Source organism: Micromonospora sicca, from assembly GCF_003172935.1.
GTDB classification, from domain to species: Bacteria; Actinomycetota; Actinomycetes; order Mycobacteriales; family Micromonosporaceae; genus Micromonospora; species Micromonospora sicca.
This window is the reverse complement of record NZ_QGKS01000432.1, coordinates 1-11,963: the sequence shown is the minus strand read 5'-3', so window position 1 is coordinate 11,963 and position 11,963 is coordinate 1. Positions and strand designations below refer to the sequence as shown.

Annotated in this window: 13 protein-coding genes; 5 read left to right on the top strand and 8 right to left on the bottom strand. The window is 72.9% G+C overall.

Features of this window, described 5'->3' with window-relative positions:
* Position 1 precedes the first annotated feature (1 nt).
* Together DKT69_RS32835 and DKT69_RS32830 are read right to left on the bottom strand one after the other, a co-directional pair.
* Positions 2–592 (bottom strand): sulfite oxidase-like oxidoreductase, encoded by a 591-nt coding sequence (locus DKT69_RS32835; RefSeq protein WP_201749977.1) that lies wholly within the window; start codon positions 590–592, stop codon positions 2–4.
* Positions 593–686: 94 nt separating this feature from the next.
* A complete protein-coding gene (locus DKT69_RS32830) occupies positions 687–1,706 on the bottom strand; it encodes a TerC family protein (RefSeq protein WP_109805297.1) in 1,020 nt (339 codons plus the stop codon).
* Positions 1,707–1,979: 273 nt separating this feature from the next.
* Here DKT69_RS32830 and DKT69_RS32825 point away from each other — a divergent pair, with 273 nt between their 5' ends.
* Positions 1,980–3,146: a CaiB/BaiF CoA transferase family protein gene (locus DKT69_RS32825; protein WP_109805296.1), complete on the top strand. Its 1,167-nt coding sequence runs from the start codon at positions 1,980–1,982 to the stop codon at positions 3,144–3,146.
* A gap of 31 nt (positions 3,147–3,177) precedes the next feature.
* On the opposite strand, the gene DKT69_RS32820 is transcribed toward DKT69_RS32825, so the two are convergent.
* Positions 3,178–3,588 carry a DUF2267 domain-containing protein gene (locus DKT69_RS32820; RefSeq protein WP_109805295.1) on the bottom strand — a complete coding sequence of 137 codons (411 nt, stop codon included), beginning with the start codon at positions 3,586–3,588 and terminating at the stop codon, positions 3,178–3,180.
* A 156-nt stretch (positions 3,589–3,744) separates the two neighbouring features.
* On the opposite strand from DKT69_RS32820, the gene DKT69_RS32815 reads away from it, so the two are divergent.
* Both DKT69_RS32815 and DKT69_RS32810 read left to right on the top strand, forming a co-directional pair.
* Positions 3,745–4,017 carry a DUF2795 domain-containing protein gene (locus DKT69_RS32815; RefSeq protein ID WP_109805294.1) on the top strand — a complete coding sequence of 91 codons (273 nt, stop codon included), beginning with the start codon at positions 3,745–3,747 and terminating at the stop codon, positions 4,015–4,017.
* A gap of 12 nt (positions 4,018–4,029) precedes the next feature.
* Positions 4,030–4,689 carry a DUF1345 domain-containing protein gene (locus DKT69_RS32810; protein WP_109805293.1) on the top strand — a complete coding sequence of 220 codons (660 nt, stop codon included), beginning with the start codon at positions 4,030–4,032 and terminating at the stop codon, positions 4,687–4,689.
* 212 nt (positions 4,690–4,901) lie between these two features.
* Here the strand turns inward: DKT69_RS32810 and DKT69_RS32805 are convergent, their stop codons facing one another.
* The 5 genes from DKT69_RS32805 to DKT69_RS32785 all read right to left on the bottom strand — a co-directional run bounded on the left by DKT69_RS32805 (position 4,902) and on the right by DKT69_RS32785 (position 8,730).
* A complete protein-coding gene (locus DKT69_RS32805; RefSeq protein WP_109805292.1) occupies positions 4,902–5,567 on the bottom strand; it encodes a hypothetical protein in 666 nt (221 codons plus the stop codon).
* A 31-nt stretch (positions 5,568–5,598) separates the two neighbouring features.
* Complete coding sequence (locus tag DKT69_RS32800) at positions 5,599–6,570, bottom strand: pirin family protein (RefSeq protein WP_109805291.1); 972 nt, start codon at positions 6,568–6,570, stop codon at positions 5,599–5,601.
* 15 nt (positions 6,571–6,585) lie between these two features.
* Positions 6,586–7,110, bottom strand: a complete 525-nt coding sequence (locus DKT69_RS32795) for a hypothetical protein (RefSeq protein ID WP_146231271.1) — start codon at positions 7,108–7,110, stop codon at positions 6,586–6,588.
* 97 nt (positions 7,111–7,207) lie between these two features.
* Positions 7,208–7,798, bottom strand: a complete 591-nt coding sequence (locus DKT69_RS32790) for a hypothetical protein (RefSeq protein ID WP_109805289.1) — start codon at positions 7,796–7,798, stop codon at positions 7,208–7,210.
* A 620-nt stretch (positions 7,799–8,418) separates the two neighbouring features.
* The gene (locus DKT69_RS32785; protein WP_109805288.1) at positions 8,419–8,730 is read right to left on the bottom strand and encodes a nucleoside triphosphate pyrophosphohydrolase family protein; all 312 of its coding nucleotides are present in this window, start codon (positions 8,728–8,730) and stop codon (positions 8,419–8,421) included.
* A gap of 113 nt (positions 8,731–8,843) precedes the next feature.
* Between DKT69_RS32785 and gdhA the strand changes: the two genes are divergently transcribed.
* Positions 8,844–10,181 (top strand): NADP-specific glutamate dehydrogenase, encoded by a 1,338-nt coding sequence (gene gdhA / locus DKT69_RS32780; protein ID WP_109805319.1) that lies wholly within the window; start codon positions 8,844–8,846, stop codon positions 10,179–10,181.
* A 162-nt stretch (positions 10,182–10,343) separates the two neighbouring features.
* Positions 10,344–11,714: an alpha/beta hydrolase gene (locus DKT69_RS32775; protein ID WP_109805287.1), complete on the top strand. Its 1,371-nt coding sequence runs from the start codon at positions 10,344–10,346 to the stop codon at positions 11,712–11,714.
* The last annotated feature ends 249 nt before the right edge of the window (positions 11,715–11,963 follow it).

Sequence of the window (11,963 nt, the reverse complement as noted above, 5' to 3'; positions counted from 1 at the left end):
CTCAGTCGCCCTGGTAGCGCTGCTCGCGCCACGGGTCGCCGTAGTCGTGGTAGCCGGCGGTCTCCCAGAAGCCCGGCTTGTCGTCGACCAGCAGCCGGATGCCGCGCACCCACTTGGCCGACTTCCAGAGGTAGAGGTGCGGGACCAGCAGCCGCGCCGGGCCGCCGTGCTCGGCCGGCAGCGGTCCGCCGTCGTACCCGTGCGTCACCCAGGCCCGGCCGCCCCGTAGGTCGTCCAGCGGCAGGTTGGTGGTGTAGCCGCCGTACGAGTGGACCAGCGCGTACCGGGCGGCGGTGTCGATCCCCTCCAGCAGGGTGTCCAGCGACACGCCCTGCCAGTTGGTGCCGAGCTTGGACCACCGGGTGACGCAGTGGATGTCCACCGTGGGCGTCTCCTGCGGGAGGCCCATCAGCTCGTCCCAGGACCACCGGAACTCGGCGCCCCCTTCGACGGTGACGACGAACTCCCAGGTGTCCAGCGGCACCCGCGGCGTCGGACCGGCGGAGAGCACCGGGAAGTCCTCGGTCAGGTACTGGCCCGGCGGCAGGGCCGGTTCGGCCGAGCGGGGCCGACCCTGGAAGCCTGGAGACACAATTCCCACCCGACAGTCGTACCACCCCGGGCTGGAATCGGACACCCGATCGGCCGGACGCGCCGCGGTGGGTACCCACCGCGGCGGCCGGGGGTCACTGCCGCTCGGCGACGACGTCGGTGTCGCCGGCCTCGCGGTCGCGGGTGGCGCGCAGGCTGGTCAGCGTCACGACCGCCAGGACGCCGATGATCACGCCGAGCGAGGCGAGGGTCGGGATCTGCGGTACGCCGGACCAGCTGCCGTGCGCCCAGTGCAGGCCCAGCTTGACCCCGATGAAGGCGAGGATGATGGCCAGGCCGTAGCTGAGGTGGACCAGCCGGCTCAGCGCGGCGTGCAGCACGAAGTAGAGCGCCCGCAGGCCGAGCAGGGCGAACGCGTTCGTGGCGAAGACCAGGTACGGGTCCTCGGTGATGCCGTAGACGGCGGGCACCGAGTCGACGGCGAAGACGATGTCGGTGGCGAGCACCGCCACCACGACCAGGGCGAGCGGGGTGAGCGCGCGCCGGCCGTGCTGCCGGATCGTCATCCTGGTGCCGTGGTACTCGTCGACCACCGGCATGAACCGGCGCAGCAGCCGCACCGACCGCATCTTGTTGATGTCGACCTCCTGCTCGTGCCCGGACAGGGCGTCGCGCAGCAGCTTGACCGCGGTGGCGATCAGGATGAGGCCGAACAGCAGGAAGGCGAAGTCGAGGGTCTGCAGGGCGGCGGCGCCGAGCGCGATGAAGATCGCCCGGAGCACCAGCGCGCCGGCGATGCCGTAGAGCAACACCCGCTGGGCGAGCACGGCCGGCACCGCGAACGCGGCCAGCAGCAGCATGAAGACGAAGAGGTTGTCGACCGAGAGCGACTTCTCCACCAGGTAACCGGTGAGGTACTGCACGCCCAGTTCGGAGCCGAAGCGGGACCAGACCCAGGCGCCGAAGGCCAGCGGCAGGGCGATGTAGAACGCCGACCAGCCGAGCGCCTCCTTGATCGACACCTCGTGCGGGCGGCGGGTGACCAGGAAGTCCAGCACCAGCAGGGCGAGCACCCCGGCGATGGTCAACCCCCACAGCGTGGGGGTGCCGACCGACGACAGCTCGCCGGCGGACAGATGTGACAATTCGGTCATGGGGCCTCCTCGAACACCGTGACATGTTCGAGGTCTCCTTCACCCACCGTTCCCGTGGGCAACCACCCGAGGCGCGCCCGGGGCGCGCCGTACTGACCGGAATGGTTCGTGGGAAGTACTCCCCTCGTGCCGCAAGGTTAGGGCCGCTCGGCTCGTCCGCCAAGTCGGACCCGCCACCCCAGGTCAGCTGGTTGCCCTGGTCAACCGCTGGGTGGTGGTACGCCGCCGGCCCGGGGGGCGACGGGGTGGACGGCGGACGCCTATCGTGGCCCGATGACCGACGACGCAGCGCCCGCCCCGGTCGGCCCCCTCGCCGGGGTCCGCGTGATCGAGCTGGCCGGCATCGGGCCCGGCCCGTTCGCCGCGATGATGCTGGCCGACCTCGGCGCCGACGTGGTGCGGGTGGACCGGACGGCACCCGCCGGGTTCGGCAGCCTGCCCGGGGACCTGCTCCACCGCAACCGCCGCTCCGTCGCCGTGGACCTCAAGTCGGACGCCGGCCGCGAGGTGGTGCTGGCCCTGGTCGAACGGTCCGACGCGCTGCTGGAGGGCTTCCGCCCCGGGGTCACCGAACGCCTCGGGCTCGGCCCCGACGACTGCCTCGCGGTCAACCCGGGGCTGGTCTACGGGCGGATGACCGGCTGGGGCCAGCAGGGCCCCCTCGCGGCGTCCGCCGGACACGACATCGACTACCTGGCGCTGACCGGCGCACTGCACGGCGTCGGCCGGGCCGGCGAGCGGCCGGTGCCGCCGATGAACCTGCTCGGCGACTTCGGCGGCGGGGGGATGATGCTGGCCCTCGGCGTGGTGGCCGCCCTCTACGCCGTCCGCGGCGGCGCGCCCGGCCAGGTGGTCGACGCGGCCATCGTGGACGGTGTGTCGGTGCTCGCCACCCAGATCCACGCACTGCGCCGGTTCGGCATGTGGCAGGACGAGCGGGGGGTGAACCTCCTCGACGGCGGGGCGCCCTTCTACGACACGTACGAGTGCGCCGACGGGCGGCACCTCGCCGTCGGCGCGCTGGAGCCGCAGTTCTACGCCGAACTGGTCCGGCTCACCGGTTTCCCGCTCCCCGGCGACGCGGCCCTCGACCGCACCGACCCGGCGAACTGGCCCGCGCTGCGGGATGCCTGGGCCCGGCTCTTCCGCACCCGGACCCGCGACGAGTGGGCGGAGCTGCTGGCCGGGTCGGACGCCTGCGCCGCGCCGGTGCTCGACTGGCGGGAGGCGCCGGAGCATCCCCACCTGGCCGCCCGGGGCGTCTTCGTCGCGCACGACGGGGTGACCCAGCCGGCCCCGGCGCCGCGCTTCTCCGGCACCCCGACGGCGGTCCGCCGGCCGCCGCCGCAGCCCGGCGAGCACACCGACGAACTGCTGGCCGAGGCCGGCTTCGACGCCGACCGGATCGCCGCCCTGCGCGCCGACGGCGCGATCGGCTGACCACGCGCACGGGCGTCGCGACGGCGTCCGGTCAGCCGCGGCGCAGGGTCGCCCCGGGGGCCAGGGCCGGCTCCACCATCTCCCGGTAGTCGCGCGGCAGTTGCACCACGATGTCGTCGAACTCGCCGCCGCTGACCGCCTCGCGCAGCGTGGTGAAGACCGCCCGGACGGTGTCCCGCGCCGCGTTCTCGTCGATGCCGGCCCGCTGCCCGACCCGGGCCACGAACTCCGCGGCGCCGAACCGGTCGGCCGCCTCGGTGGCCGGGCGCGGCTTCAGCACCAGCTGCAACGGCTTCGGCAACTGGGCGGCCAGGTCGAGCAGCTCGCCCCCGGTCAACCGCTCGGCCAGCGTCTCCAACGTGGCCCGGGTCAACTCGACCGCCCGCTCCGAGGACGCCCGGGTCCGCTGCGCGACCTGGTCGACGAAGGTGTCGTAGTTCATCGGTGGTACCCCCTTCGGCTCTTCCGCCGTCGCCGCCTACCCACGGGGCCCGCGCGGAAACAGCCGCGGAATTCCGTGTACGGCACGCGTGACCCGCCGCTCGGCGGGTAACCGCCGCCGGTCGTGACCGCAACCGACGCGCGAGGAGCCCCACCCATGGCGAGTTACACCGACGTCCTTGAGTACCTGTCCGCGCTGGACTACCCGGCCGGCAAGGACGACGTCGTCCGCGAGGCCGAACGGGAGGGCGCGCCGCCGGAGGTGTTGCGAGCCCTGCGGGCCCTGCCGCCGGTCGACTACGCCAACGGCAACGAGGTCGCCCGGTCGGCCGGCATCGACGCCGCCCCGGAGGTCGGCCCCGCGCAGCGCGCGGCGCAGACTCGCGACAGCCGGCACCAGCGGGTCTCGCAGCACCTGCGCGGCATCTGACCGTCGCCGCCGGTGCGGCGCACGATTCGGGACCCGGACGGGCACACCCCGGCAGCGCTCCAGCTCACCGTGATGGGGCTGGTCGGGGTGGTCTGCGGTGGACTTTTCGCGGCCCTGGTCTCGCCGGCGGTCGGCCCGCTGGTGGGGTGGGACGCCGCCGCGCTGAGCTGGCTGGCCCTGCTCTGGAGTCGGCTGTGGCGCCTGGACGCCGAGCGCACCGCCCGGCTCGCGGCGCACGAGGACCCCAACCGGGCCATGCGGGACGGGCTGCTGCTCGGGGCCTGCCTGGCCAGCCTGCTCGCGGTCGGGGTGGTCCTGACCACCGCGCATTCGGTGCCGCCCGGGCTGCCGCTGGACGCCTACGGCGGGCTGGGCGTGCTCAGCGTGGTGCTGTCCTGGTTCGTGGTGCACACCCTCTTCACCGCCCGGTACGCCCGGCTGTACTACGGCGGCGAGCCGGGCGCCATCAACTTCCACCAGAAGGAGCGGCCCTGCTACGCGGACTTCGCGTACCTGGCGTTCACGGTGGGGGCCACGTTCCAGGTCTCCGACACCGACCTGTGCAGCGCCGAAATGCGCCGGGCCGTGCTCCGGCACATGCTGCTGTCGTACCTGTTCGGAGCGGTCATCATCGCGGCCACGGTGAACCTGGTCGTCGGCCTGGCGAGGTAGGTCGGTGACAGGCGGGCGCCCCGGGTCACGAACCGCGACCTGGGGCGCCACGCAGCACCTGCTCCCGGCGGTCCGCGCCCGAACCGGATCGCGACCGCCAGGCGGTGGATGTTCGCCCGAACCGGGCGGGCATCGCTGCCACGATCATCATACGATGCGGGATCAGCCTTTCGGGTGAGTATCGCGGAACTGTGTCCCGCGGCACGTCCTGATCAGCCGGTCAGCTCCGCGTACCGCTTCTCCAGGTCCACCCGGGCCAGCGCCCCGACCAGCCACGCCAACCGCTCCGACTCGCCGCTGCCGGCCAGGTCGGCCAGGTCGTCGGCGGACCGGCCCAGGCCGAGGCGGCGCGCGGCGACCAGGGCCCGGCGGTCGGCCACCGGGGCCACCTCCCGCCACACCGCCTGCGCCTCCCGCAGGAACAGCTCGATCACCTCGTCGTCCACCCCGGGCAGGTCGGTGAGCAACCGCCGCTCCCGGGCCGGATCCTGGTGCGCCGCCGTCCGCAACCGCCGCAGGTCGCCCCGGTAGCGCTCCACGACGGTCTGGGCGAGGTCGCCCAGCACGTCGGCGAGCCCGTCCACGTCACCGCGCTGGCCGTGCGCGCGTAGCACCCGCACCCGGTCGGCGTGCAGCGAACGGGCCAGCCGGGCGGCGCTGTCCCAGCCCTCGTCGCGCAGCGCGCCCGCCGCCTCCACCGCCCGACGGAAATCCCCCGGGCGGGACAGCAGGACGGACAGACAGAGCACCTGGAACAGGCTGGACGGATTGTTGGTGACCCGGAAGCCGTACTTTTCGGCGAAACCGCGACCGTCGCCGGCGAGCCGGCGTACCAGTCGCTTCTTGTCCTCGATGCTGGAGATCACACTGGTCGGCATGCCCGCGTCTACCCGCGACGGGGCCGCCCAATCAGCCGAGCAGGCCGCCGCGGCGGTCGCGGGCCTTCAGCCGGGTGGTGGGCAGCGCCGGGGCCGGCAGGGGCGGCGCCGGATCGCCGGCCACCGTCCCGAACCGCCGGCCGGCCATCCAGTCCTCCCGGGCGGCCGCGACCTCCTCGTGCGACCGGCCCACGAAGTTCCACCACATCACGAGGGGCTCGTCGAAGGGCGCGCCACCGAGCAGCAGCAGCCGGCTGCCCGGCGCCCCGCGGACGGTCACCGCGTCCCGGCCGGCGCCCAGGTACAGCAGCGCACCCGGGACGAACGGCACCCCGTCCGCCACCGCCGAGCCGGACATCGCCAGCAGCCCGTACTCGAAATCGCGGCGCAACGGCAGCGTGGCCGCCGCCGGACCACGCACCTCGAGCTGCGCGCCCACCAGCGGGGTGTGCACCACGGCCGGGGAGCGCTCACCGCCGGCCTCACCCACCAGCAGCGTGACCTCCAGGTCGCCGTCACGCCAGCGGGGCAGCTCCGCGTGGTGGGCGAAGTCGGCCGCGCCGGCCCGCGCCGGGTCGGGCAGCGCCACCCACAGCTGCACGCCGTGCATGACCGGCGGATGCTCCGCCGGTGACCGCTCCGAGTGGGCGATGCCGTGGCCGGAGGTCATCACGTTCAACTGGCCGGGCCGGATCGGCTGCACGTTACCCAGGCTGTCCCGGTGCAGGATCTCCCCGTCGAGCAGCCAGGTCACCGTCTGCAGACCGGTGTGCGGGTGCGGCGGCACCTCCATGCCGGGCCGTTCGGCGACGTCGTCCGGTCCGAAGTGGTCGACGAAACACCAGGCCCCCACCAGCCGGCGCTGCCGCTGTGGCAGCAGCCGCCGCACCGTGGTGTACCGCCCCAGCGGCACGTCGTGGCCGGGCAGCAGCACGCTGCCCGGGTCGCTGGAGGGCACGCCGGGTGGCAGGGTCTGCGCCGGCAACGATTCGGTACGGTCCACCGGCCGACTGTACGCTCAGTCCTCCGCGACGGTGACGGCGTTCGCCGCCGCCACCAGGTCGACGTAGAGCCGGTCGACCGCCCGGTCCCAGCTGGGCGAGCTGATCAGCTCGCCCGCCGCCACCCCGTGCCGACCCTCCAGGTAAACCGTGACGGAGGCGGCCCCGGCGGCCGCCCGGACCCGGGCCGGCGACGCGTCGGGCACCCGCACCGTCAGCTCACTCGTCCCACCCGTCAGCCGCACCGTCAACGTCCCGGCGAGCCGGGGCAGCCGCAGTTCCGTACGGGACGAACCGCCGATCAGCTCGACCCCGGTCACCCGGCCCGCGCCCAGGTCCAGCAGCTGGTCACTCACCACGCCCGCCAACCGCAGTCGCCACTCGACCCGGGAGTTGAGCAGCACCTGGACCGCGGCCGGACCGCCGCGCCCGTGTTTCTCGACGCGCAGCCACACCCGGTCGCCCCGCACCTCCGGGCGCGGCGTCACGCCCCCGCTGGCCGGTGCCTCGACCCGGTACAGCTCGTCGCCCAGGTCCGCCAACTTGTCCAAGATCCGGAGACGCCGCTGGCCGGCACCCCTGTCTCAGGGTGCCGGCCAGCCGCTTCTTGCTTGTTGCGTGTTGCTGTGTTCGGTCAGGTCAGCTGTTCCAGTGCTGGGCGACGAGGTCGGCGGCCTGCTGCTCCCACTGGGCGTAGGCGTCCGGGTAGGCCGACACCTGCACCGTCTGCGCGGCCTCGGTCAGCGGCATGTCCTGCCACCCGTCGACCTGCTTGAGACCCTTCTCGAACGCCAGGGTGGCGTACTCGGGGTCGGTGATCTGCTCCGGCGTGCCCCAACCACTCGACGGGCGCTGCTGGAACAGGCCCAGCGAGTCGTGGTCGTTGCGGTCACCCAGGTGACCCAGGTTCTCCAGCTTCGACTCCTGCAGGCTGGTGGCGATCGAGATGACCGCGGCCCGCTCCGGCAGACCGGCCTTCTTCGTCGCGGCGATGATCGCCTCCGCGTTGGCGGTCTGCTCGTCGTTCAGGTCAATCTTCGACTGGGCGCCCTGCACACCATGCGGGATCAGCTTGCCCTTGTCCGGCTTGTCGGCCTGCACCGCCACGGCGGCGGGCTTGGCGGCGACGGGGCCGGTGTCGGCGTGCGCGGCGATCGGACCGGCGAACACACCACCGGTGAAAGCCAGACCAGCAATACCGAGAACGCTCTTACGCAGCATCGTGTTCATGACAAAAGCTCCTTGGGGGGTTGGCGCACACCCGGTGGGGGCCGGGACGTGCGCAAGCACCGTCAGGCGCTCAAAAAGAGTGCAAGGGGGGAAGTCTCTGCCCGGTGTCAGCCGCGGGGCGGGGGCCTCTTCGCGGCGCCGGGACCATGTATAACGACCGCCGGCCCGCCATCATTCCCGGGGCCCGTCCGGCCCGTCGAGCGGGCCAGGTACTCGGTCCTACGCGAGATGTAACGACCCCGCCCCGGCCACGATTCCGGCCCGAGGATGCCGCCGGTCACACCGAAGCCGGACATCCCACCCAAGAGGTGTGTCGTCGGGCGGGCCGAACCGGACAGCCGACCCCAGATCGCCGAGGTGGCGGTATCAACGCCCGGCGGACACCACCCACATCGGCGACACGGAGTCGATCACGCCCCCGGCGACCCAGCACGCTAGCCGCGGCGATCCGGCACCCGTACCCGGAAAAGCCCTGGCGCCGCCGCACGGACGGCGACCACGTCAGGGCTGGGGGCGACCGTCCCCGGCGCAGGGATCAAGCCTGACCGCCCGGAGCCGGGGACGGTCGCCCCCAGCCCCCACCGCAAACCACCGACGCAGCGCAACAAGACGGAGCCGGCTCAGGACGAGGCCCGATCCCGCACCTTCGCCGCGCACGACGACACCACCGTCCGCGCGTCCAACCCCAGGCTCTCGATCGCGACGAGCGCCGTGAACACCACGTCCGCCAGTTCGGCCCCCACGTCCTCCCGGCTGTGGGTAACCCCCTTGCGCTGGTTCTGCCCGAGCACCCCGATCCAGGCCCCCGCCGCTTCCCCCGCCTCCTCGGCGAGCTTGAGGATCCGACAGGTCAGCTCGGCGTCGCCGCTGCCGTTGGCGGCGTCCAGCCAGCCGCGCGAGGCCCGGACCGCGTCCCAGATCAACTCGTCCACGCCGACCAGTGAACCGGACGGTGGTGACGATCCGTATCCGGGGGCGGTCGGCGGAAATGCCGATCCGGTGGTGGCGACGATGCCGCCGCCGGGACTGAAGGGACGTGTCGGTGATGCCGGAGGCCGTCGAGACGGTGTTCGCCAGGGTGGTCAACCGGAACCCGGGCGAGCCGGAGTTCCACCAGGCGGTACGGGAGGTCCTGGAGAGCATCGGCCCGGCCCTGGCCCGTCACCCCGAGTACGCGCACGCGCGGATCATCGAGCGGATCTGCGAGCCGGAGCGGCAGGTCATCTTCCGGGTGCCGTGGGAGGACGACCACGGCCGGGTACGGGTGAACCGGGGCTTCCGGGTGGAGTTCAACAGCGCGCTCGGGCCGTTCAAGGGTGGCCTGCGGTTCCACCCGTCGGTGTACCTGGGGATCGTCAAGTTCCTCGGCTTCGAGCAGATCTTCAAGAACGCGCTGACCGGGTTGCCGATCGGCGGCGGCAAGGGCGGCGCGGACTTCGACCCGAAGGGCCGCTCGGACCGGGAGGTGATGCGCTTCTGCCAGAGCTTCATGACCGAGCTGTACCGGCACATCGGCGCGCAGACCGACGTGCCGGCCGGGGACATCGGGGTCGGGGGCCGGGAGATCGGTTACCTGTTCGGCCAGTACAAGCGGATCACCAACCGGTACGAGTCGGGGGTGCTGACCGGCAAGGGCCTGTCGTACGGGGGCGCGCAGGTGCGCCGGGAGGCCACCGGGTACGGGGCGGTCTTCTTCGCCGACGAGATGCTGCAGCAGACCGGGGACAGCCTGGAGGGCAGGCGGGTGGTGGTCTCCGGGTCGGGCAACGTGGCGATCTACGCGATCGAGAAGGTGCACCAGCTCGGCGGGACGGTGGTGGCCTGCTCGGACTCCGATGGCTATGTGCTGGACGAGAAGGGCATCGACCTGGCGCTGCTGCGGGAGTTGAAGGAGGAGCGGCGGGCCCGGCTGGACGACTACGTACGGCACGTGCCGCACGCGGTGGCGGTGTCCGGTCGTACCGTCTGGGAGGTGCCCTGCGACCTGGCGCTGCCGTGCGCGACGCAGAACGAGATCGGCGGCGCGGAGGCCGCGGCGCTGGTGGCCGGCGGCTGCGTCGCGGTGGTGGAGGGTGCCAACATGCCGACCACTCCGGAGGCGGTACGCATCCTCGGGCGGGCGGGGGTGCGGTTCGCTCCGGGCAAGGCGGCCAACGCCGGTGGGGTGGCGGTGAGCGCGCTGGAGATGCAGCAGAACGCCAGCCGGGACTCGTGGACGTTCGCCCAGTCGGAGCAGCGCCTGCGGGAGACGATGCGGGACATCCACGCCCGCTGCTGGGCTACCGCCGAGGAGTACGGGCTGCCCGGCGACTACGTGGCCGGGGCGAACATCAACGGGTTCCGCCGGGTGGCGGAGGCGATGCTGGCGCACGGTCTGGTGTGAGCGGCCACTGTGGGCGGACCGGGCGGAACTGACTGACCGTTCGGTCAGGAGGTGATTGACAGCGATCGACGGCAAGCCTAGTTTCAGGGCGCTACCGGCCGGTAGGCATCCGTCCCGCCTGGTCGCCCCCGGTGGGGCGGCACCGTCCCCGGGGGAGCAACGATGCTGACCTCAACCACCCGCCTGGTCCGCCGGCTGCTCGCCGCCGGCGCCGCCCTGGCCCTCACGATCGGGCTCGCCGGCGCCGCGCCGGCCGCCGCCGCCGACCGCGATGACGACGGCAGCCAGCCGCTGCCCGGCTACACCATCAGCAACCCGCCGCTGGATCCGCTGGTCGTCGGCGGCGCGCCCACCACCGTCCGGCAGGGCGTGCACGAACACGCCGGCTACATCATCGAGGTACCCGCCGACTGGAACGGCGACCTGGTGATGTGGACGCACGGCTATCGGGGCCAGACCACCGTGCTCTCCCCCGAGACGCCGGCGTTCGGGCTGCGCCAGCGGGTGGTGGAGCAGGGGTACGCGTGGGCGTCGTCCTCATACGACCGCAACGGCTACGACATCCGCTCCGGCGTGCTGAGCACCCGCGACCTCGCCGACCTCTTCGCCGACACCGTCAAGCGGCCCCAGCGGATGCTCATCGCCGGCGTCTCGATGGGCGGCCACATCATCGGCCGCTCACTGGAGCAGTACCCCGGCTACTACGACGGGGCGCTGCCGATGTGCGGCGTGCTCGGCGACCACGAGCTGTTCGACTTCTTCCTCGACTACAACCTGGTCGCGCAGGCCCTCGCCGGCGTGCACGCGTACCCGACTCCGCCGGACTACCTCACCAACGCGGTGCCGCGCATCCAGGTGGCGCTCGGCCTGGCCGGGCTCAAGCCGGGCGGGCCGGACACCACCAACGAGCTGGGCAAGCAGCTGCGCGCCATCACCATCAACCGCTCGGGCGGTGATCGGCCGGGCGCCGAGGCCTCCTTCGCCGTCTGGAAGGACTTCCTCTTCGCGATCAGCGCCACCAACGGCGGGGACTCCCCCGCGCAGCGGCCCGGCCAGCTCGCCACCAACCTGTTCACCCGGTACACGCCGAACAGCCCGGTGGACGTCAACGCCACCGTCCAGCGGGTCGCCCCGGAGAACCCGTGGCAGCGCCTCTCTCCCACGCTGACCGAGGTACCCCGGATCAACGGCCGACCGACCGCGCCGGTGGTCAGCCTGCACGACCTCGGCGACCTTTTCGTACCCTTCGCCATGGAGCAGGCGTACGCCCGGGACGTGGCGTGGCACGGACGCGGCCGGCTGGTGGTGCAGCGGGCCATCCGGGCCGCCCAGCACTGCGAGTTCACCCCGGCCGAGGCCGGCGCCGCCTGGGACGACCTCACCACCTGGGTACGCAGTGGCGCCCGGCCGGCGGGGGACGCGGTGACCGATCCGCGGGCGGTTGCGGCGCCGGACTTCGGCTGCCGGTTCAGCGATCGGGCCGCTTACGCCGCGGGGGCCGGCACCCGGCGTCTGTACGCGCCCTGCCCCTGAGTTCTTCGGTGGTTGCTGTTGGATACGTGGTTGCGCTTTGGGCTGGGGGCGGCCGTCCCCGGCTCCGGGTGGTCAGGCTTGATCCCTGCGCCGGGGACGGTCGCCCCCAGCCCTGACGTTGGTCACCGTCCGCCCGGCCGTCCCGGTCTTGTGTTTGTACGTGGAAACGCCGCTGGCCGGCACCCCGTGTCTGCGGGGTGCCGGCCAGCGGCGTATTGCGTCTGATTACTTGGGTCAGCTGTTCCAGTG

Excerpts from the sequence above, each read along its gene's own strand:
- DKT69_RS32830 (WP_109805297.1), bottom strand. The coding sequence starts at position 1,706 with ATGACCGAATTGTCACATCTGTCCGCCGGCGAGCTGTCGTCGGTCGGC.
- DKT69_RS32820 (WP_109805295.1), bottom strand. The coding sequence starts at position 3,588 with ATGAACTACGACACCTTCGTCGACCAGGTCGCGCAGCGGACCCGGGCG.
- DKT69_RS32815 (WP_109805294.1), top strand. The coding sequence starts at position 3,745 with ATGGCGAGTTACACCGACGTCCTTGAGTACCTGTCCGCGCTGGACTAC.
- DKT69_RS32775 (WP_109805287.1), top strand. The coding sequence starts at position 10,344 with ATGCTGACCTCAACCACCCGCCTGGTCCGCCGGCTGCTCGCCGCCGGC.
- DKT69_RS32805 (WP_109805292.1), bottom strand. The coding sequence starts at position 5,567 with ATGCCGACCAGTGTGATCTCCAGCATCGAGGACAAGAAGCGACTGGTA.
- gdhA (WP_109805319.1), top strand. The coding sequence starts at position 8,844 with ATGCCGGAGGCCGTCGAGACGGTGTTCGCCAGGGTGGTCAACCGGAAC.
- DKT69_RS32825 (WP_109805296.1), top strand. The coding sequence starts at position 1,980 with ATGACCGACGACGCAGCGCCCGCCCCGGTCGGCCCCCTCGCCGGGGTC.
- DKT69_RS32790 (WP_109805289.1), bottom strand. The coding sequence starts at position 7,798 with ATGAACACGATGCTGCGTAAGAGCGTTCTCGGTATTGCTGGTCTGGCT.